At 64.3% G+C, this 20,287-nt stretch carries 21 protein-coding genes; 18 read left to right on the top strand and 3 right to left on the bottom strand.

Annotation, left to right across the window (positions count from 1 at the left end; all coding sequences use genetic code 11):
- The first annotated feature begins 32 nt into the window (after positions 1 to 32).
- Complete coding sequence (locus NCR34_RS17925; RefSeq protein ID WP_250500764.1) at positions 33 to 1,238, top strand: ABC transporter substrate-binding protein; 1,206 nt, start codon at positions 33 to 35, stop codon at positions 1,236 to 1,238.
- On the opposite strand, the gene NCR34_RS17920 is transcribed toward NCR34_RS17925, so the two are convergent.
- The gene (locus NCR34_RS17920; RefSeq protein WP_250500763.1) at positions 1,239 to 1,823 is read right to left on the bottom strand and encodes a DNA-3-methyladenine glycosylase; all 585 of its coding nucleotides are present in this window, start codon (positions 1,821 to 1,823) and stop codon (positions 1,239 to 1,241) included.
- 34 nt (positions 1,824 to 1,857) lie between these two features.
- Between NCR34_RS17920 and NCR34_RS17915 the strand changes: the two genes are divergently transcribed.
- From NCR34_RS17915 to NCR34_RS17860, 12 genes are all read left to right on the top strand, one after another.
- A complete protein-coding gene (locus NCR34_RS17915) occupies positions 1,858 to 2,304 on the top strand; it encodes a low affinity iron permease family protein (RefSeq protein WP_250500762.1) in 447 nt (148 codons plus the stop codon).
- Between the two features lie 481 nt (positions 2,305 to 2,785).
- Positions 2,786 to 2,962, top strand: coding sequence for a Flp family type IVb pilin (locus NCR34_RS17910; RefSeq protein ID WP_250500892.1), 177 nt, complete (start codon positions 2,786 to 2,788; stop codon positions 2,960 to 2,962).
- A gap of 76 nt (positions 2,963 to 3,038) precedes the next feature.
- Positions 3,039 to 3,548: an A24 family peptidase gene (locus NCR34_RS17905; protein ID WP_350029441.1), complete on the top strand. Its 510-nt coding sequence runs from the start codon at positions 3,039 to 3,041 to the stop codon at positions 3,546 to 3,548.
- Positions 3,549 to 3,560: 12 nt separating this feature from the next.
- Positions 3,561 to 4,538, top strand: a complete 978-nt coding sequence (gene cpaB, locus NCR34_RS17900) for a Flp pilus assembly protein CpaB (RefSeq protein ID WP_250500760.1) — start codon at positions 3,561 to 3,563, stop codon at positions 4,536 to 4,538.
- A gap of 43 nt (positions 4,539 to 4,581) precedes the next feature.
- Complete coding sequence (locus NCR34_RS17895; RefSeq protein ID WP_250500759.1) at positions 4,582 to 6,114, top strand: type II and III secretion system protein family protein; 1,533 nt, start codon at positions 4,582 to 4,584, stop codon at positions 6,112 to 6,114.
- Between the two features lie 10 nt (positions 6,115 to 6,124).
- Positions 6,125 to 6,499 carry a CpaD family pilus assembly lipoprotein gene (locus NCR34_RS17890; protein WP_250500758.1) on the top strand — a complete coding sequence of 125 codons (375 nt, stop codon included), beginning with the start codon at positions 6,125 to 6,127 and terminating at the stop codon, positions 6,497 to 6,499.
- Between the two features lie 25 nt (positions 6,500 to 6,524).
- Positions 6,525 to 7,751 carry a CpaE/TadZ family protein gene (locus NCR34_RS17885; RefSeq protein ID WP_250500757.1) on the top strand — a complete coding sequence of 409 codons (1,227 nt, stop codon included), beginning with the start codon at positions 6,525 to 6,527 and terminating at the stop codon, positions 7,749 to 7,751.
- Entirely contained in the window at positions 7,751 to 9,163 is a 1,413-nt protein-coding gene (locus NCR34_RS17880) for a TadA family conjugal transfer-associated ATPase (protein WP_248323134.1), read from the top strand. The genes NCR34_RS17885 and NCR34_RS17880 overlap by 1 nt, the downstream gene beginning before the upstream one ends.
- Positions 9,160 to 10,125 carry a type II secretion system F family protein gene (locus tag NCR34_RS17875; protein ID WP_248323135.1) on the top strand — a complete coding sequence of 322 codons (966 nt, stop codon included), beginning with the start codon at positions 9,160 to 9,162 and terminating at the stop codon, positions 10,123 to 10,125. Before NCR34_RS17880 ends, NCR34_RS17875 begins: the two co-directional genes overlap by 4 nt.
- The gene (locus tag NCR34_RS17870) at positions 10,122 to 11,081 is read left to right on the top strand and encodes a type II secretion system F family protein (protein WP_250500756.1); all 960 of its coding nucleotides are present in this window, start codon (positions 10,122 to 10,124) and stop codon (positions 11,079 to 11,081) included. Before NCR34_RS17875 ends, NCR34_RS17870 begins: the two co-directional genes overlap by 4 nt.
- Positions 11,078 to 11,983: a tetratricopeptide repeat protein gene (locus NCR34_RS17865; RefSeq protein WP_250500755.1), complete on the top strand. Its 906-nt coding sequence runs from the start codon at positions 11,078 to 11,080 to the stop codon at positions 11,981 to 11,983. The genes NCR34_RS17870 and NCR34_RS17865 overlap by 4 nt, the downstream gene beginning before the upstream one ends.
- The gene (locus tag NCR34_RS17860) at positions 11,980 to 12,501 is read left to right on the top strand and encodes a TadE/TadG family type IV pilus assembly protein (protein WP_250500754.1); all 522 of its coding nucleotides are present in this window, start codon (positions 11,980 to 11,982) and stop codon (positions 12,499 to 12,501) included. Before NCR34_RS17865 ends, NCR34_RS17860 begins: the two co-directional genes overlap by 4 nt.
- On the opposite strand, the gene NCR34_RS17855 is transcribed toward NCR34_RS17860, so the two are convergent.
- The gene (locus NCR34_RS17855) at positions 12,461 to 12,643 is read right to left on the bottom strand and encodes a hypothetical protein (RefSeq protein WP_250500753.1); all 183 of its coding nucleotides are present in this window, start codon (positions 12,641 to 12,643) and stop codon (positions 12,461 to 12,463) included. The genes NCR34_RS17860 and NCR34_RS17855 overlap by 41 nt on opposite strands.
- Between NCR34_RS17855 and NCR34_RS17850 the strand changes: the two genes are divergently transcribed.
- The 4 genes from NCR34_RS17850 (at position 12,633) to NCR34_RS17835 (ending at position 16,860) form a co-directional block, all read left to right on the top strand.
- Positions 12,633 to 13,190, top strand: coding sequence for a pilus assembly protein (locus NCR34_RS17850; RefSeq protein WP_248323140.1), 558 nt, complete (start codon positions 12,633 to 12,635; stop codon positions 13,188 to 13,190). The two genes, NCR34_RS17855 and NCR34_RS17850, sit on opposite strands and share 11 nt — an antisense overlap.
- Complete coding sequence (locus NCR34_RS17845) at positions 13,187 to 14,971, top strand: vWA domain-containing protein (RefSeq protein ID WP_250500752.1); 1,785 nt, start codon at positions 13,187 to 13,189, stop codon at positions 14,969 to 14,971. Before NCR34_RS17850 ends, NCR34_RS17845 begins: the two co-directional genes overlap by 4 nt.
- 82 nt (positions 14,972 to 15,053) lie before the next feature.
- Positions 15,054 to 15,557 carry a DUF6496 domain-containing protein gene (locus NCR34_RS17840; RefSeq protein WP_175942015.1) on the top strand — a complete coding sequence of 168 codons (504 nt, stop codon included), beginning with the start codon at positions 15,054 to 15,056 and terminating at the stop codon, positions 15,555 to 15,557.
- A 178-nt stretch (positions 15,558 to 15,735) separates the two neighbouring features.
- A complete protein-coding gene (locus NCR34_RS17835) occupies positions 15,736 to 16,860 on the top strand; it encodes a succinylglutamate desuccinylase/aspartoacylase family protein (protein WP_250500751.1) in 1,125 nt (374 codons plus the stop codon).
- Between the two features lie 33 nt (positions 16,861 to 16,893).
- On the opposite strand, the gene NCR34_RS17830 is transcribed toward NCR34_RS17835, so the two are convergent.
- Positions 16,894 to 18,885, bottom strand: coding sequence for a glycoside hydrolase family 28 protein (locus NCR34_RS17830; RefSeq protein ID WP_250500750.1), 1,992 nt, complete (start codon positions 18,883 to 18,885; stop codon positions 16,894 to 16,896).
- Between the two features lie 297 nt (positions 18,886 to 19,182).
- Between NCR34_RS17830 and NCR34_RS17825 the strand changes: the two genes are divergently transcribed.
- On the top strand, positions 19,183 to 20,076 hold the full coding sequence (locus tag NCR34_RS17825; protein ID WP_250500749.1) for an alpha/beta fold hydrolase: 894 nt from the start codon (positions 19,183 to 19,185) through the stop codon (positions 20,074 to 20,076).
- Positions 20,077 to 20,287 lie beyond the last annotated feature (211 nt).

The following is a 20,287-nucleotide window of genomic DNA, read 5'->3' as shown; positions in this document are numbered from 1 at the left end:
GCCCGAAGCATATCGTTAGAGGAGAAGCATCGATGATTCATCAAGCAGGAAGAGTGCTGCGCGCGAGCGTGGCAGCGCTTGCGGCCGTCACGGCGTGCGCCGCGCACGCGGACAGCATCAAGATCGGCGAGATCAATAGCTACAAGGCGCAACCCGCGTTTCTCATGCCCTACAGGAACGGCTGGAATCTCGCGCTCGAACAGATCAACGCGGCAGGCGGCATAAACGGCGACAAGCTCGAAGTCGTTTCACGCGACGACAACGGCAATCCCGGCGATACCGTGCGTGTCGCGCAGGAACTCGTCTCGCGCGAACAGGTGAAGCTCCTGTTCGGCGGCTATCTGTCGAACACGGGCCTCGCGCTTGCGGACTACGCGAAGCAGCGCCGCATTTTCTTCCTCGCCGCCGAGCCGCTCACCGACAAGATCGTCTGGCAGGATGGCAACAAATACACGTATCGCCTGCGGCCGTCGACGTATATGCAGGTCGCCATGCTCGTCCCCGAAGCGGCCAAGCTCAAGAAGAAGCGTTGGGCGCTCGTCTATCCGAACTACGAGTACGGTCAGTCGGCTGTGGCGACATTCAAGCGCTTGCTGAAGGCCGCGCAGCCCGATGTCGAGTTCGTCGCGGAACAGGCGACGCCGCTCGGCAATGTCGATGCAGGCGCCGTCACGCAGGCGCTCGCCGATGCGAAGCCCGACGCCATCTTTAATGTGCTCTTCAGCGCGGACCTCGGCAAGTTCGTTCGCGAAGGCAATACGCGCGGGCTTTTCAAGGATCGCGCGGTGGTGTCGCTGCTGACCGGCGAGCCCGACTATCTCGATCCGCTCGGGGCGGAAGCGCCGGTCGGCTGGATCGTCACGGGCTACCCGTGGTATGCCATCGACACCCCGGCTAACAAGCAGTTTGTCGCCGCTTATCAAGCGAAGTATCACGACTATCCGCGCCTGGGCTCGGTTGTCGGATATACGGCGATGATGTCGCTCGCCAATGGCCTCAGGAAAGCGGGCAGCACGGACGCGGACAAGCTCGCCGCCGCGTTTAAGGGCTTGCCGGTGAACACGCCGTTCGGTCCGATCGTCTATCGCAAGCAGGACAACCAATCGACGATGGGCGCTTATGTCGGCGTCACGGCGCAGAAGGACGGCAAGGGCGTGATGACGTCGTTCCGCTATATCGACGGCGCGAGCGTCCAGCCCTCGGACGAAGAAGTGCGAAAGCTGCGCCCGGCGGACTGATCACGCCTTGGGAAAGGGCTTGCTGACGAACTTCGATCCGGCAAGCCCGAAGCGCCACGGCACATCCATCGCCTTGCTGATGCCGATGCGCGGACCCGTGACGACATCGCATGCCTCGTCGGGCGGCTGAATGTCGAACGGCGCTTCGAGCAGCGACGCGCCGTTGTCCTTGTGCGTGATGCCGAGCGCCTGCGCGAGCCGCCCAGGCCCCGAACACAGCAGCTTGACCGGTTCGACGCCGCGCCGCTGGCGCATGACGTCGATGCCGGTCAGCGGCTCGATCGCGCGGATCAGGACGCCCGCGCCGTGGCCTGCTTCGCGGCACACGAAGTTCAGGCACCAGTGGATGCCGTACGACCGATAGACGTAAGCATGCGCGGGCGGCCCGAACATGGACGCGTTGCGCGGCGTGGGGCCGGAGAACGTGTGCGAGGCGGGATCTTCGCGGTCATAGGCTTCGGTCTCGACGATGCGCCCGCCGACGCCGTCCACGGTGAAGATGGCGCCGATCAGGCGGCGCGCGACTTCTTCCGATGCGGCGGAGAAGTCGATGGAGGGATGTTTGATTTTGGGGCTCACAGGCATCATTCTAATCAACGACGCTCACAGGAGACGCGCGATGAAAAGGTCTTGGTTCCTCAGATTCTCCAATGCGCTATCGCAAATCACGGGCCGGGCGTCGACGTTCGTCATCGCGGTGGTGCTGGTCATCGCGTGGGCGGTCTCCGGGCCGCTCTTTCACTTCAGCGATACGTGGCAGCTCGTCATCAATACCTCGACGACTATCGTCACGTTTCTGATGGTCTTTCTGATTCAGAACACGCAGAACCGCGACACGGCGGCCATGCAGATCAAGCTCGATGAACTCATACGCGCGACGGAGCGTGCGCATAATGCGTTGCTGGATCTGGAGGAGTTGGATGAGAAGGACCTCACGCGTTTCCGCAAGCGTTATGAAAAACTGGCGGAAAGAGCGCGCGGTGAATTGCGCTCGACAGACGGTGGACAAGACATCGACTTGTCGGACTTCGATCGGGAAGACGACAAAAAGCATACGCTGACATAACACTCGCGAATCCAAGCGCGATCGACGTCGAAGCAAAGCGACGATGCATCTCGCCGGTGGCAGCCTTTGCACATTGAATCGGCGGCACTACGTATTAATTTCCGACTCGCCAGTACTTGGAATGAATATGTGCAGTGCTTTGGTCTCTTTCCTTTCGCCGCGCTGAATTAGCGCAAACGTTAAACCTTTCTACGCGCCGCGCAATGCGGCTCGCGTCGCACGGCGCCGTACAAACGCGTTTCCAGACGTCCGAGTACGAAATCGCCGGTTGCCCCCCACTGAATTCCACGACGAATCTAAAGTTTCCCGCCTCCGGGCCGTTAGCGAAGGAACACACGTCCGCTAAAGCCTCGAATTGAGGGTTGTTCAGGCCTCTGAACGACGAAGTCGAAGCATCGAGGTGTAGCTAGGATGTGTCGTGTCCGGCGCCTCTCTCACCGGAAAACCACACGTAACTTCAACTCGTATCAAGGGAATAAAAATGCTCAAGTTTGCGAAAGCTTTTACGCGTGATGAGCGTGGCGTCAGCGCCATGGAATACGCAATCCTCGCCGGCATCATCGTCGTGGCGCTGACCGCTTCGATGACCACGTTCAAGAGCGCGTTCACGGGTCTGTGGACGACGATCACGAACGACGTGAAGGCGGCAGGCAAGTAATAGCCGTACCTCCGGAGGCCCGGATGTTTCTCGTCCGGTTCTCCGCTCCATTCTTAACTCACCTCGCGGCTTCATCGTGCTCACCTTGTCCATCGCCATTCGTCTCGTCGTGTTCTGCGCGCTCGTTTTGCTCGCGGTCATCGACATTCGTTCACGGCGACTGCCGACGAACATCGTCCTCGTGATTGGAGGACTGTTCTTCGTGGACGCGGTTCTGCGCCACATGCCGCTCGACACGATGATCGCCCACCTCGTGGTCGCCATCGGCGTGTTCCTGGTCTGCGCGCTGCTGTTCGCGGCACGGATGCTGGGCGGCGGCGACGCCAAGCTCGCGGCGGTGATCTTTCTCTGGGCGGGCGTCGGTCTTTCGCTGCCGGCACTCAGCCTCATTTCGGTGACCGGCATGTTCGTGTCGCTGATCAGCCTCGCCACGCGAAACATGAATCCCGATCGCCACGCGATGCCCATGCGCGCGCTGGCGTTGTTCTCCGGAGCGCGCGGCGTGCCTTACGGCGTCGCGCTCGCCTGTGGCGGCATCGCTGTCATCGTGCTGCCCGTTGTGCTTCCCTTGATCTTGACGCGATAGGACGGCGTCGCTATGTCCAACATCATCAAATTCGCCGTACTGCTCGTCGGCGCACTTCTCATCGCGCTCATCGTGCGCGTCGTTGTCGCCAGCTCGTCCAAACCGAGCGAAGTCAAGATCACCACCGCCAAGGTGCAGGTGAGCGCGGCGGATCTGCCGCAGGGACTTCTGCTGCGCGACGAAGACATCGGCTGGAAAGCGATCCCCGCCACCGAGGTGCCGGCCAACGCCATCGTGCAGGGCGCGCCGGGCTCGGCCGACCTGAAGGGCGCGCTGCTGCGCCATCCGGTGACGAGCGGCACGATTCTCACCGGCGACGACGTCATTCTGCCGAGCGCGCCGGGTTTTCTCGCGGCCACGCTGAAGCCGGAAATGCGCGCCGTGTCGGTCGCCGTGGACGATGTCTCCGGCAACGCCGGCCTGATTCAGCCGGGCGATTACGTCGATCTCTTGCTGACACAGCAAATGGACCGGCGCACGGATTCGCCGGACCTCGCAGTATCGAGCGAAACGGTGGTGGAGCACGTCCGCGTGCTCGCGGTCGGTTCCGAAATCAAGCGTCCGAAGAACAACGGCGTGGCGCCCGAAACGGTCACGCCCGCCCGCACGGTCACGCTGGAAGTCACGCCGCGCATGGGCGAAGTCGTCGCGGTCGCCGCGCGTCTGGGCAGTCTGTCGCTCGCGCTGCGCAGTTTCGCGACGGTCACGCGCGACCCGGCGGCATCCGCGGCTATCCCGGTTTCGTCGGCGGAACGCGCGCCGATCTGGGCCGGCGACATTTCCCGCGCGGTGCGCGCGCTGCCCCATGCCCGCGTCGCCGAGGCGAGCACGGGCGGTCCGTACGCGCCGCCGCTCCCGCATACGGTGACGGTCTATCGCGGTTCGGAGAAGACGGACAACGCGGCAGGTGGGGCGGGGAGCGCGACCACGTCGGTTGCGGCAAATTCCGTCTCTGGCGCGCCTCCTCTCCCTACAGTCCCCGCGCGTTGATGCCGTAAGCACGGGTACAGAGTGAATCGCCAGGTATACAGTCATGAATAAGCAGTCGAGTTCGGTTCTTGTCGATGCAAACGTTGCGGCGAAAGCCGTGGCGTGCGCGGGCGCGCTGTCCGCAGCACTTGCCGCGACGCTGCCCGCAACGTCGAACGCCGCCGAACCGCCGCCCACCGCGCAGCAGGCCTATCAGGCACAGGCGCGCGTCGCGAACCGGCAGGCTCTGCCGGTCGCGGCCGACGCGACGGCGGCAGCCGATAGTTACGCTCCCCTCAACATCGACGCAGGCAAGGGCACGCTGCTGCGCCTGAACGAAGAAGCGTCGTCCGTGTTCGTCGCCGATCCGACGGTCGCCGATGTGCACGTTCCGTCGCCGAAAGCGGTGTTCGTGCTCGGCAAGAAGTCGGGCACGACGACGCTCTACGCGCTCGGCGCGAACAACAAGCCGATCCTGCAACGCACGATCGTCGTCGCGCGCGACATGGTGCTCCTGCGCAGCACCATCGCCAGCCGCTTCCCGGACCTCAACGTCCAGATCGGCACGACGCTCGGTTCGCTCGTCCTGACCGGTCAGGTTCATACCTCGCTCGAAGCGGATGCCGTCGTGCAAGCCGTCACGCCGTTCCTCGCGGACAAGGAAGTGCTGGTCAACCGCATGACGGTGGATCGTCCGCAGCAGGTTCAGTTGCGCGTGCGGATCACCGAAGTGGACCGCAACATCACGCAGCAGCTTGGCATCAACTGGCAGTCGATCGGCAATGCGGCGGGCAATTTCTTCGGCGGCATCTACAGCGGCCGCTCGATCTACAACCTGACGCAGCCGCTCACCAACGCGGCCGGTCAGACGACCTATCCCGTTAACCTGCCGAGCAACAACGCGTATTCGCTGTTCGGCGCGTTCCGCACGAACAACGTCGACATCCGCGCGATGATCGATGCGCTGAATCAGGAAGGCTTGCTGACCGTGCTCGCGGAGCCGAATCTCGTTGCGCTGTCCGGTCAGACGGCGAGCTTCCTCGCGGGCGGCGAATTTCCGATTCCGGTCTCGCAAGTCAACGGCGCGATCTCGGTCGAATTCAAGCAGTTCGGCGTGAAGCTGGATTTCACGCCGACCGTGCTCGACGAGCATCGCATCAGCCTGAAAGTGCGGCCAGAAGTCAGCCAGATCGATACCTCGGTGAGCGTGACGACCAACGGCATTACGGTGCCGGGCCTCTCCGTGCGCCGCGCCGATACCACCGTGGAACTCGGCAGCGGCCAGAGCTTCGCGATCGGCGGCCTGTTGCAAAGCAATGCGCAGGACATCGTTTCCCAGGTTCCGGGTATCGGTTCCCTGCCGGTGCTGGGCAAGCTGTTCTCGTCGACGAACTACCAGAACAACAAGACCGAACTCGTGATCATGGTGACGCCTTATATCGTCGAGCCGACCGATCCCGCGAAGCTGCGCTCGCCGCTCGATTCGCTGATCTCGCCGAGCTCTGACGTGGAGTACGGCTTCCAGCGCCGCACGGGCACCGACGCGCCTTCGGCCGGCGAACCGCGTCTCGTCGGCGCGGCCGGATATGTCTATTGAGCGCATTGCCATGAAACACGCACGCATTCTCACGCTTTCTCTTTCCTGCGCGATCGCGCTCGGCGCAGCGGGCTGCTTCAAGCCGCCGCGCAACATGCCCAACGAAACGGTCATCGGTTACGACGGCCGCTCCGCGACGCCGCCCGATTGCGACAGCCTGGCGCGCCCCTCACTGCTGACGGATGCCGGCATTCACCGCCCGAGCATGCAGTGGGGTTGCGCGACGTACACGAATCTCGCGGCCCAGCTGGCGCATCCGGAAGACATCGTTCATCCGCGCACGCTCGGCCCCGCCGATGCAGCCGTTGCCGCGAGCGCCGCGCATCGTTACCAGACCGACCACGTGATTCCGCTCGACAAGAGCACGTCGCGCGACGCCAAGTGATGCATGCCATCTCACGAGCACGACCATGAGCACGACAGACCTTCCTTTCCTGAAGAGCAAGAACAAGACGGCGGCGCGCGCCGCGGACTTCATCGCGTTCGTCTCGGACCGCACGACTGAGCAGGTGCTCAAGAGCTTCGTGCTGGAACAGGCGATGCCGCACGTCCATATCGCGGTCGGCACCGTCGACGACGCCATTGCGTATCTGGAGAGGATCGAGCGCTCGCCGCTCTTTCTGATGATCGACCTGCAGGACTCGGTGATGCCGCTGTCCGATCTGGGACGTCTGGCCGAAGTCTGCGAGCCGTCGGTGCAGGTCGTGGCGCTCGGCGAGCGTAACGACGTCGGCCTGTTCCGCAGCCTCTTGAAGCTCGGCGTGCGCGATTATTTGGTCAAACCGCTGACGGTCGAACTGCTCAAGCGCACGGTCAACGTGGCCGGCGGCAAGGTGAGCGATGTCGTCATGTCGCGCGCCGGCAAGACCATTGCGTTCGTCGGCTCGCGTGGCGGCGTGGGCGTGACCACGCTGGCGCTGAACGTCGCGCGCTATCTCTCCGACGAGACGCATCGCCGGGTGGCCTACGTCGACTTGAATCTGCACGGCAGCGCCGCCAACGTGATGCTCGGCCTGCAAAGCAACAACGGTCTCTCCGACGTGCTGGAGAATCAGCATCGGCTGGACCCGCAATACGTGGACCGCACGCTCGTCGCCAAGGGCACGCGTCTTTTCATGCTGACGGCGGAGCGTCCGTTCCGCGCGGCGCCGGCCTTCGAACCCGGATCGCTCGCGCGCGTGCTGCAAGTGCTGTGCGACAGCTTCCACTACGTCATCATCGACATTCCCGGCCCCGCCGATGCGCTCGCGCAGGAAGCGTTCGATCACGCGTCGCGTTGCTATATCGTCGCGGACCGCTCGGTGCATTCGGCGCGCGAAACGATCAAACTGCTGCGCCACATCGAGGATCGCGACAACAATCCGCCGACTTCGTTGCTGCTCAACAACCCGAATGCCGCGACGGCCGGAAAGGTGCAGCCGGCGGATTTCGTCGGCGCCATCGGCCGCGCCGTGCTGCACGAAATCCCGTTCGAATCCAAGGCCGTGGCGGTCGCCGAAAATCTCGGCGAGAAGCCCAAGGACAAATCGCAGAACGGCTTCACTCAGAGCGTGGTGCGAATCGCCGCTGATCTGACCGGTCAGCACACGATGGTGGAGCGTTCGTTCCTGCAGAAGTTCAAGCTGAGGAGAGGCTGATGTTCGGGCAGAAGCAAATTGCGAAGCCGAGCGTCAATCCGGTCGACAACGCCGCGGGCGTGGCGGTCGCCGAACACGCGCCGGCTGCGGTCCCCACGCCGGCGCCCGCGCCGACGCGCGCGCGTCCCGGCATGCCTGAAGGCAACGAAGTGCTGGTGCGCTCTGATCTCTTCAAGGTGATCCGGACCGGCGTTTTCGGCGCGATGAACGCCTCGGCGGCGGTCGGCAAGACGCGCGAGCAGATGAAGCCGGGCGTCGAAGCGCTCGTGCTCGAAATCGCGGAGCGCGAACGGCTCAACATCACGATCGCGGAGCAGGCGCAGATCGTCGGCGAACTGCTGAACGACATGTTCGGCCTCGGCCCGATCGAACCGCTGCTGGCCGACGAAACCATCACCGACGTGCTGGTGAACGGTCCCGACCAGGTATTCGTGGAACGGCACGGCCGTCTCGAACTCACGCCCTACAAGTTTCGCGACAACGCGCACGTGGTCAACGTCGCGCAGCGGATCGCGGCGGGCGTGGGGCGGCGCGTCGACGAAAGCAGTCCGATGGTCGATGCCCGTCTCGCCGATGGCAGCCGGGTCAACGTCGTATTGCCGCCGCTCGCGATCCACGGCACGTCGATCTCGATCCGTAAGTTTTCCAAGCGCAACATCACGCTGCATCGCATGGCGCAGCAGGGCAACATGTCCGCCGAGATGGCGACGGTGCTCAAGCTCGCGAGCACGTGCCGGCTGAATATCATCGTGTCCGGCGGCACGGGCTCCGGCAAGACGACGCTGCTCAACGCGCTGTCGCATTTCATCGGGCTCGGCGAGCGCACCATCACCATCGAAGACGCGGCGGAATTGCAGCTCGTGCAGCCGCATGTGGTGAGCCTCGAAACGCGCCCCGAAAACGCCGAAGGACTCGGCGCGGTCACGCAGCGCGATCTCGTGCGAAACGCGCTGCGGATGCGTCCGGACCGCATCATCCTCGGTGAAACGCGCGGCCCCGAAGCCTTCGACGTGTTGCAGGCCATGAACACCGGCCACGACGGCTCGATGACCACCATCCACGCGAACACGCCGCGCGACGGCATCACGCGTCTGGAAAGCATGGTCATGATGGCGAACGGCAACCTGCCGCTCATGTCCATCCGGCGTCAGATCGCGAGCGCAGTGCACATGATCGTGCAGATCGAGCGGATGCGCGACGGCATGCGGCGCGTGACGCGCATCACCGAACTGGTGGGCATGGAAGGCGACGTCATCATCACACAGGATCTGTTCACGTTCCGCTATGACGCCAGCGCTTACAGCGAGGAAGTGAAGGGCGTGTATGAGTCGTCCGCGGTGCGCCCGGCGTTTTCGGCGCGCGCGGCGTACTACGGCCTGGAAGACGCGCTGCTGGAGGCGATGCGCATATGAACACCGCCGATCTCTTCACCGGGTGCGCATTTATCGTCACCTTGCTGCTCGGCGTGATGGCGCTGGTGGTGCAGGACATGCGCAAACAGCGGCCCGATGCGCGCATCAAGTCGCGCATGGCCGAGGCGTTCTTCGTCGAGGGACGCAAGACGCTCAAGCTGGACACAGACTTGTTCAAGGTCGAGCGCGAACAGAACGCGCTGATGCGCTGGCTCAGTCCGAAGATCGCGCGCTTGCGCACGGTCGCGGGCGCGAACGGCATTCGTATCGTCGTGGCCGTCGCCGTCTTCGGAGAGATCGTCGCGGTGTTGATGTCCGACTATGCGCCGCTGCCGTCGTTCGTGCCGCCGCTTTTGATCGTCGGCCTGCCGGCGTTTCTGGTCGTGCGCACCTACAACTTTCTGGTCAACCGGTTCCGCCAGCGTTTCCTCGATGGCTTTCCGGACCTCATCGACCTGATCGTGCGCGCGGTGCGCGCGGGCGTGCCGGTGACGCATGTGATCCATTCGGCGGCGAGCGAAGTGCCGGAACCGCTGCGCAGCGAGTTCAAGATCATGGGCGATTCGCTGCAAGTCGGCCTCGATCTCGAGGAAGTGCTTTCGGTCGCGGTCGCGCGCATCGGCATTGCGGACTTCTCCTTCTTCTGCGTGTGTTTGCTGTTGCAGCGCGAGACCGGCGGTCAACTCGGCGAAACGCTCGAAAACCTGTCGGGCATCGTGCGCACGCGCCGCGAAATTCGTCAGAAGACCAAAGCGCTCACCGGCGAGGCGCGCATCACGACGAAAATCCTCGCGGCTATTCCGGTCATCATTCTGCTCAGCACTTATCTGTTGAACAGGGAATACCTGATGGTGCTGTTCGACACGCAGGCAGGCCAGAAATGCCTGACGTTCGCGGCGATTTCGCTCGTGATCGGCATTTCGATCGTCAACAAGATGTCCAAGATGGATACCTCGCGATGAGCCAGGAAAACTTCGATGCCATCGTCAACCTGTCGATGTTGCTCGCGCTCGTCGCGGGCATCGCGATCTGGTATGCGACGAAATTCGGCGGCCTGCGCGGCCGCATCGCGGAGCGCGTGCGCAACGTGGCGATCACACAGCCGGTCAGTGGCGCCGACGTCACGGAAGTGCTCGACACCAGCATCCGCAGCCGCGCGGTCGCGCTGTTCGCGCGCATCGGCGACCGCCTTCCGCTGTTCGACGCGAAGTACCGCATGAAGCTGCAAAAGGAAATGGTTCGCGGCGGCTATCGCAGCAAGATGGCGGTGTCGATCCTGCTCGCCGCGAAGTTCCTCACGGGTCTGGTGTGCGCGACGGCCATGGTCATGCTCGGTTCGAACATCCCGGTTGTCGGCGGCTATCCTGCCGTGCGCGGCATGCTGATGCTCGGCGTGTTCGTGGCGGGCATGATCGTCCCTGAATACATCCTGGCGTTTCTCTCGATGCGCCGCCGCAAGGCCATCGAGAGTTGCCTGCCCGATGCGCTCGATCTGCTCGTGATCTGCACGAACGCGGGTAACAGCCTGGGCGTGAGCATCCGCCGCGTGGCGGACGAAATGAAGCTGATCTGCCCGCCGCTCTCCGACGAACTCTCGCTGACGGCGGACGAGCTGACGCTCTCCGGCGACAACATGCGCTCGTTGCAGGCGCTGGGCGAACGGATCGATCTGCCGTCGGTGCGCGCGCTCATCTCCACGCTCAATCAGTCGATGAAGTACGGCACGCCGATCACGCAGGCGTTGCGCACGCTCTCGCGAACCGAGCGCCTCGCGCACATGGTTTCGCTCGAAGAGAAAGCGGCCAAGCTCGCCCCGAAGATGGTCGTGCCGATGATGATCTTCATTCTTCCCGCGGTCATGGTGATTTCAGCCGGGCCGTCAATCATTCAGCTCATGGACGCGTTGGCCAAGCAATGAAAGCAGCTCATATTCTCTCCGTGGCGCGCGCCCACGAACTCAGCCGCGCGGTGATCACCGTATGCGCGATCGCGCTGGCCGGCGCGTTGTCCGCCTGCACGACGACCTCCAAGGTACATCAGACGGCGGAGGCGCGGCCCGTCACGCAGAACACGTCGCCCAGCGCGATGAGCGAACTGCGCCTCGCCGATACGGCCATCGAATCCGGCAACGTCGAACTGGCGACGACGCTCTACGACCGCATCGTGAAGGCCGATCCGCGTTCGGTGCCCGGCCTCACCGGACTGGGCAACACGCTCTACGCCGTGGGCGACTACACGCGCGCGGGCGTCTACTACGACAAGGCGAGCGCCATCGATCCGACCGCGGGAATGCCGCTGATCGGCTCCGCGCGCGTGGCGATTCATCAACGCCGCTTCGACGACGCAATCGCCACTTACCGCCGCGTGCTCGCGATGAAAGCGGGCGATGCGCTCGCGTCCGCCGGGCTGGGCGCCGCGCTCGACCTGAAGGGCGACCACGCGGGCGCGCAAGCCGTGCTGCGCGAAGCCCTGAAGGCCAATCCTGGCGACCCGATGCTTTCCGTGAATCTCGGCATGTCGCTGATTCTCGGCGGCGATCCGCGCGCGGGCGCGAACGTGCTGCTCGACGTGACCCGCTACCCGCAAGCGCCGTCGCAGGCTCGTCAGGATCTCGCGCTCGCGTATGGCCTGCTTGGCAATACGGAAGCGGCGTCCGAGATTCTCTCGCGCGATCTGCCGAAGGCGTCGGTGCAGGACAACCTTCGCTACTACGAGATCCAGCGCGCGCGCCTCGCGCAGCCGTCGGAGGGGCGGGCCGCAGCCGCCGCGACCGTCGGCGTCGTGCAGGATGCGACCGTGCAGTCCGCGAGCTTGCGATGACCGCGCCGCGCGTTGCGCCATCGCGCGAGCGGGGCGACCTGGCCGCCGCTCGTATCGGCGCGCGGTTGCTGCGTGACGACAGCGGTGTGGCCGCCATCGAAATGGCGTTCCTGATGATGTTCGCCATTTTCATCGTGCTCGGCACGATCGAACTGGCGCTCGACATGATCGTGGACGCTACCGTGCAGATCGCCGCGCAGCAGGCGTCGCGCGTCGGCCTGACGACGAGCGCGCCGAGCAACGGCAACACGCGCGCGCAGCAGGCGCAGGCGCAGATTCTGGGCGTGCTCAAGCCCTGGACCAACATGGGCGGCAAAGTGACGGTCACTACGCTGAACTACGGTACTTACAACAACGTGGGGACGAGCAGTTCGCAGGCGAACATGGGCGGTTACGGCGATGTCGTGTCCTACAACATCACCTTGACGATGAACAGCTTCACGGGCATCCCCAGACTGCTCGGTCAGAGCAGCACGTTCACGTATTCACGCAATTACCTCGTGCAGAACGAAAAATGAAGAGCGCGTCGAGATTTTCTTCGCGGAACCGGGCCGGGCGGACGCCTCGCCGCGCGATGGGCCGGTTCTTCAGCCGCGTGTTGCGGTCGCAGCGCGGAGCGGCGTCGATCGAATTCGTCATTGTCGCGCCCATGATGATCATGATGATGCTCGGGTTCGCCGAGGTCTATATGTACATTCGCGCCGTGAGCGTGGTCGAGCATACGGCGTTCACGCTGGCGGATTCGATCGGTCAGATGCAGACCGTCATCAACAATGCGAGCACCTCGAACTCCAACAATCTCGGCTCGATCTTCAACGCCGCAACGCTGCTCGCGCAGCCGTACGATCTGAAAGGCAAAGGCATGGTGGTGGTCAGCTCGATCTGCGACAACAGCAGCGGTTGCACGCCCGTCTCCGCGCCGACGATGGCGGCCGGCACGCCGAAACTTCTGTGGCAGGCGAAAGCGCCGTGGTCGGGCAGCACGATGGCCTCGCAGAACCCGGCGGTCACGCAGACCAACGCGTTGCCGTCGGGCTGGCCGTTCCGCAACGGCGATTCCGCGATCGTGGTCGAGGTCTATCTGGCGTACAACCCGTTCACGATGACGGCCAACTTCTGGTCCGATGCGCCCGGCACGCAGATCATCTCGCGGCGCGTCTACGTCCGTCCGCGCTTGCCGCAGCCTTTGACTCTGGCGGCATCATGATGACCAGCAGAATGTTCCGCGCCGGACCGGCCGACGCTCTGCGTGCGCGCGCCGCTGCGCTGTTCAGCGGCGACCGTGGCGCGATCGGCGTGTTCTTCGCGATGTGCTCCAGCGTGATGGCCGGCGCGATGTGCATGTCGCTCGGCATGATCCAGTACGAATTGATGCAGGCGCACATGCAGATGGCGCTCGACGTCGCCACGCTTTCGGCCGCGGCGAACATCCGCCATTACGCGCAGCCGAATATGCAGGACGTCGCGCAATGGCAGAGAGACGCGCGCGCCTATTACGACGCCAACATGCCGACCGGCTACGAAGGTCTCGTGATGCCGGATACGGGCTTCACGGCCAACATTTCCGGCGACGCGAGCGCCGGTTTCACGGTCAAGCTGTCCGCCTCGGGCACGCTGCCCTTGCTGGCGTCGAATATCTTCGGCGCGCTGATTTCGGGCACGAATGCGGCCGGCGCGGGTCCGCAGGACACGATGACCATTTCCGCGAACAATACGGCGATCTACTCGCCCAAAACCACGCTCGAACTCGTGATGGTGCTGGACAACACCGGTTCGATGGCCGACCCCGCGAGCACCGACTCGTCGCAAGGCAGCAAGATTCAGGGCTTGAGGGCCGCGTCGCAGCATCTCGTGACGAGCATCTTCAATCAGCCCAACGGCGATTCCTACATTGGTCTGGTGCCGTTCACGACGGTCGTCAATCTGACGGGCGCGCTTTCGGGCAGTTCCAGCTGGATGACGCCCAGGTTCGCTTACAACCCGACGAACATGTCGATGGCGCCGAATCCGAGCATCACGCAATCGGGTTGGCAGGGCTGCGCCGTCGAGCCGCGGGACGCGAGCGGCAATCTCTATCCGAAGGCGTATGCCCCGAAAGATACGCCGGGATTCACGCCGTTCTATTACAACGTGCCGCCGACCGGTTTCAAGATCACGACATATAACCAGAGCGATTGCACCAGCGTCGTATCGACCAAGACGGTGATGGGCGTGCCGCTGACGCGCCAGACCAACGGCACTTCGACGCAGTGCGGCAGCGGATCGGCCACCGGCATCTGGAGCCAGTGGTTCCAGCCGAATACGACGAGCGGCACCACGACGATCTATCAGAACGGCAACACGAACGCCTCGGGCGCGAGCAACGGCCCGTGCGGCATTCAACCGGCCATCTTCCTGACGAAGAATCAGACTGCGCTCACGAATTCGATCAACGCGATGAAGGCGAACGGCTCCACGATCATCCCGACCGGCTTGCTGTGGGGCTGGCGGATGCTGTCGTCGGATTGGTCCAACGATGTCTCGAAAGGCAACGGCTGGATCTCGACGGACAGTTCGCTGCCGCGTCCGGAGACGAACGAGGGCCTGCTGCGTGTGGCGATTCTGCTGACTGACGGCGAAAACGATCCGGGGAGCACCGACGGGCTCATGCCGCTGACCGCGTTCAACGGCTTGTCGGGCGTGGCGAACGGCACGCTTCGGGCGCCGACCGTCACGCGTTCGAACGGAACGGCGCTCACGGACGGAAAGATGAGCTCGGTCACGGACATCAACGCGTTCCAGTTGGGCGTATGCAGCGCGATGAAGGCGCAAGGCATCATCATTTACGGGATCACGTTCGGCACGGGCGCGACCAGCAGCGCGGCGGTGAAGACGATGCAGTCGTGCGCGTCGCCGGGCAATTACTATCATGCTCCGTCGAACGCGGACCTCGACACCATCTTCCAGGAAATCGCGACCGGGCTGGGCATCCTGCGGCTTACACAATAACGGCTGCCAAGACGTAGGCGAATGAAGCGGGCACATCCGTTGCTCGCTCGATCGGCATCTCCACGCCACAAGGAGCACCGACATGCCCGAGAAGAAAACCCTCGAACGCGCCGAGAAAGCCAAGCGCGCAGGGAAGTCGCCGAGCACGCAGGCGGGCGCGTTCGTGAAGGAGCAGATCGACCACGTACGCGAAGGCAAGCACGGCGCGAAGTCGGCCAAGCAGGCCATTGCGATCGGCTTGTCGGAGGCGCGGCGCGCGGGTGTCAAGCTCAAGACGCCGAAGAAGGGCGAAGCCTCCGAAGGCACGCGCAAGAAAGCCGCGCAGGATACCAAGGCCGCGCATCGCAAGACGAAGAGCCCGAGCACCGAGTCGAAGGCGAAGCGATCCGCCACGTCCACGCGCGTGCTCAAGCGCGAAAGCTCGAAGGCCGCGTCGCACAAGTCGCTGTCGAAGCAGGCGCACGCGAGTGCAAGCCGCCGCTCGGCCGCCGACCGTTCCGCCGCCGCCAAGAAGGGCTGGGCCACGCGACGCGCGAACGCTGCGGGCAAGAAGTCGCATTCGGCTTCGCGTCACGCATCGCGTTGAAGCGGCGTTTGCGCGGGTGCCAGCCTGCCTGCTGAATCAGGCATGCAGCGCTAGCCCCAGTGGTTCGAGCGCGAGATAATCTGTGCGCGCGATGCAGTGCATCGCGCGAACACGGCCTCGGTCGTCGCGGTAATCCAACGCGACTCCGAGCGAATGCAATCGATACGAACCACTCACTATGCGCATTGAACGCACGCCGCTCGTCACGACGACGCTCGGCACCACGCGCGAACTGGTCGGCTTTCACTTCGGCGTACCGCATGCCCACGAAAAGGTCTACGTGCAAGCATCGCTTCACGCAGACGAGACGCCCGCCATGCTCGCGGCCTGGCGGCTGAAGCAGCGTCTCAAGCAACTCGAAGCGAGCGGGCGCGTGCGCGGCGAAGTCGTGCTCGTGCCGGTGGCTAATCCCATCGGCTTAGCGCAGCATGTGTTCGGTCAATTCCTCGGGCGCTTCGAGAGCGACAGCGGGCACAACTTCAACCGCAACTTTCCGATGCCGCCTGCGAGCGCATTGGTCGAACGCATTCGTCCACGCTTGTCGGCCACGGATGCCACGCACAACACGCGGCTTCTGCGCGCGACGGTGCGCGAGATGCTCGGCGAAATGACCGCCGCGAACAAATTCGAATCGTTGCGGCTCGCGTTGCTCAGGCACGCATCGGACGCGGACATCGTGCTCGATCTGCATTGCTCGCGGGAAGCGACGATGCATCTCTACACCAGTCCCGCAAGCTGGCCCGCCATCGAGCCGCTTGGCCGCTATCTCGGCGCGAACGGCGTGCTGCTCGCGACCGATTCCGGCGGTCAGTCGTTCGACGAGATTCACGCGTTGCTGTGGAACGAAGTGCGTGCGTTGCTGGGCGAAGGCACGCCGCTCGGTGCGCCGAACATCGCGGCGACGCTGGAGCATCGCGGCCAGCGGGACGTGAACTATGAACACGCAGAGCGCGATGCAGAAGCCATCGTCGACTTCCTGATCGCGCGCGGCGTGATGGAAGGGAAAGCGCGCGAACTGCCGCCGCTCGCGCAAGCCGCGACGCCGCTTGCAGGCAGCGAGCAACTGACGGCGCCGGTGAGCGGCATCGTCGTGTATCGGGCGGCAATCGGCGCGATGCTGAAGGCGGGCGATGCGGTGCTCGACATCATCGATCCGCTGACGGATGCCGTGACCACCGTCACCACGAAGAACGATGGCGTCTTCTACATGCGACGCGCCATTCGCTTCGTGCACGCAGGCGCGCCGATCGGACGAATCACCGGTGCAACGGCTATCAGAACCGGCGTGCTGATCGGCGCGTGACGCGGCGTGAATGCCGCAGCACGCGCCTGGTTCTTACCGCGCGTCGGTGATGGTCTGATTCAACGTCTTCCCTGCGATCACCGTATTGTTGAGCACGATGTCATGCACGTTGTACGCGTAGATCGGTCCGGGCGTCGTCGCCGTGGCCGGTCCCGCTGCGACAGGCGTGCCGAAATCGCAATTGGTGATCGTGACGCCGGCAATGGCGGGAATCGCGGGCGTCGGCGCGGGTCCGTTGTAGTCGAACGCAACGGGGCCTTGCGCGACGATCGCCTGGAAACATGAGCCGGTGACGCCGTTCAGCGTGACGTTGCTGGCCTTCACGTTCGAGATGTTGACGTTCTGCACCAGCGCCGGGCGCGTGCGGATGGCGTCCTTCGACGGCTGATAGTCGCAATCGAACGTGATGATGCCGCCTTGCGCCGCCGACGGATTCGCCGCGCTCGCCGTGACCACGCCGAGCGGCACCGTCGCGTTGATCGGGCTGCCCGCGAGCAGGCTGCTGCCGTAGCCCGACGGCGTCAGACTCACGCCATTGGGCAGCGTCACGTTATCGACGTAGAAGTTCTTCACGAAGCCGCCGCGATTCATGTTGGTCTTCACGCGAATCGCGATATTGAGCGAGTTCGTCGCCCAGAACTTGTTCAGCATCTGAAGGTTGCGCGCATAGATGTTCTGCACGCCGCCGCCCATCTCGCTGCCGAGCGTGATGCCGCCGTGGCCGCTGTTCATCGTGCAGTTCTGGATGACGTGATTCTGCGCGGGGCCGTATTGCGTATCGAGGTCCTTTCCCGACTTGATCGCGATGCAGTCGTCGCCGGTGTTGAACGTGACGCTGTCGCACAGCACCATGTCGCAGGCGTCGGGATCGAAGCCGTCGTTGTTCGGCCCGATGCTGTCCACCGTCACGCCGGTGATGACCACATTCTTGCAATCGGTCGGATGATGCTGCCAGAACGGCGTATTGATGGTGCGGTAGCCTTGCATCAGAACATTAGTACACCCGATGAATTCCACCATGCTCGGCCGCAGATAATGTCCGATGCCGAAGATGCGCTTCTCGATCGCCACGCCGGCTTCCGACAGCGCGGGCAGATAGTTCTGGTCCTGTTGCCATGGCGTGGCGGGGTCGGTGAGCTTGGCGTAGAGCGCATCCGAAATGCCGGGCACGGCGGTCTTCAGATCGACGTTGTTCGGATTCGCGAAGGCCTGCGAGGGCGTCGACGAGCCTGCGTAGCCGTAGGCGCCGCTGTTGCCTTTCCACGTCCACCAGCACGTCGACGTATTGCCGCTGCCGGCGAACGGCGTCATGGCCTGACCGTTCAGGACCGATGTATCGCCTTCGCCGGTAATCGCGATGTTCGTCTGATTGCGCGCGTAGACGGGCGGGCCGTAGTTCAGGCAGTCGTTGGCCTGCCATCGGCTGTAGTAGAGCTTGCCGTTCGCGCCGCAGTCGATCGGGCCGTCCTTCGCATAGTCCGCCGGATTCGGGCTGAAGAAGATCTCGCAATTCGCGCTCAGGTGAAAGTCGACGTTGGATTGCAGGATGATCGGCCCCGCGCAATACCAGTTGCCGGCCGGGACGACCACGCGCCCGCCGCCCGCCGCGCTGCACGCCGCGATGGCCGCGAGGAACGCGGGGCGCGAGTCGAAGGAGCCGGGCGCCTGCGTCTGGTCCGCGCCGGTGCTGAGCGGCGACTTCGACGGATCGGTGTACGGGCTCGTCGCGGCGATCACGGTGCACGGCTTCGCGCCGTAGTCGGTAACGAGGAACTGGCGGCTCGGCACCATCGACGTCGACACGTTCTTCAGCGCGTTGATGATCTGCGTCGCGGCACCGGACGGGCCCCAGATCGGGTCCTCGGGCGTCGTCGGGGTGCCCGAATCGTGATGGCCGCCTCCGCAGCCGGCGAGCACGCTCAGACTGCCGAGGCCGCCGATGAGCGGCGCGCTCGCCGACGCGCCGGCGAATTTCAGCAGCGAGCGGCGGCGGGCAGAAGCGGGAGCGGTGGGGCGCTGTTTCATGCTTGTCTCCATTCCGGTATGCACCGGTTTTGCTGTGGCGCTTCGAACGACGTCGTATGACAGTCGCAAGGGTAAGCGCCCATGTAAGAAACCGTTTTCCTGTCGTGACAATAGCGACGCCGCGGGCCGTGCGTCAAGGCATGCATATCAGCGTCACGCTCGGGACTTTCCCGTAAGGAAGCGATTACCCGCGCAGCGCATCTCATACGACATCATGTGTCACTATTGCCGCTGCCGTTGGGCGGGGAATCGCACGCGGTTCTAGAATTGACGCTTCGCTTCCCGAATGGAGGAGCCATGCTGACCTTCGAACTGCACGCAGAAACGCCGACGCTCGATATCGCCTACGCTGACGCCGGCCCGGCCGATGGACCGCCCGTCATCCTGCTGCACGGCTGGCCGGACGCCGCGCGCGCCTGGTCGAACGTCGCGGCGCGGCTCAACGCGGCGGGCTACCGCACCATCGTTCCGGAATTGCGCGGCGCGGGCGGCACGCGCTTCCTGCGCGCGGGCACCATCCGCGACGGCTCGGGCGTCGCGCTGGCGCAAGACGCAATCGATCTTGCGGATGCGCTCGGCATCGCTCGTTTCGATGTGGTCGGTCACGACTGGGGCGCGCGCGCCGCCTACACGCTCGCCGCGCTGTTCCCCGAGCGCGTGCGGCGCATGGCTGCCATCGCGCTGGCGTTTCAGCCGCGCGGCAAGTTCACGTTGCCGCGGAATTTCGCGCAGGCGCGGCGCTTCTGGTACCAGTGGTTCATGTCGCTCGATGACGCGCCGGACGTGATCGCCGCCGATCCGAAAGGCTTCGCGCGCATCCAGTGGAACACATGGTCGCCGCCCGGCTGGTTCGACGAAGCGGAGTTCGCCGCCACCGCGCGCGCCTTCGAGAATCCGGACTGGGTGCCGATCACGCTGAACGCGTATCGCCGCCGCTGGCGCAGCGATGAGCCGTCGGACCCGGCGCTCGAACCGTTGTACGAACGGCTTGCGACGATCGAGCGCATCGGCGTGCCGGCGCTGATGATTCAGGGCGGCTCGGATTTCTGCGACGACGTCTCGATGTCCGAAGGGCAGGAAGGCTGCTTCACGGCGGGCTATCGGCGCGTCGTGATCGACGGCGCGGGGCATTTTCCGCCGCGCGAAGCGCCCGATGCCGTCGCGGATGCGCTCATCGCTCACTTGCGCTGACGTCGAGCGGGCGAGCTACTTGCAAGTGCCGGGCGAACGCTTCGCCCGCTTTTTGCGACCGGTACTGTATGGGTGTACAGTACCGGTCGCGGGGGGGGGGGGCGCCCGCCCCCCCCCCCCCCCCCCCCCCCCCCCCCCCCCCCCCCCCCCCCCCCCCATAAAACCCGTGTACAAATTATCTCTAACAAACCAAAAAGACACACCCGCGCCG

This window comes from Caballeronia sp. GAWG1-5s-s, assembly GCF_023631445.1.
In the GTDB taxonomy this organism is placed as follows: Bacteria; Pseudomonadota; Gammaproteobacteria; order Burkholderiales; family Burkholderiaceae; genus Caballeronia.
Note: the sequence above shows the minus strand (reverse complement) of the source record. Positions and strands in the feature narration are given on the sequence as shown.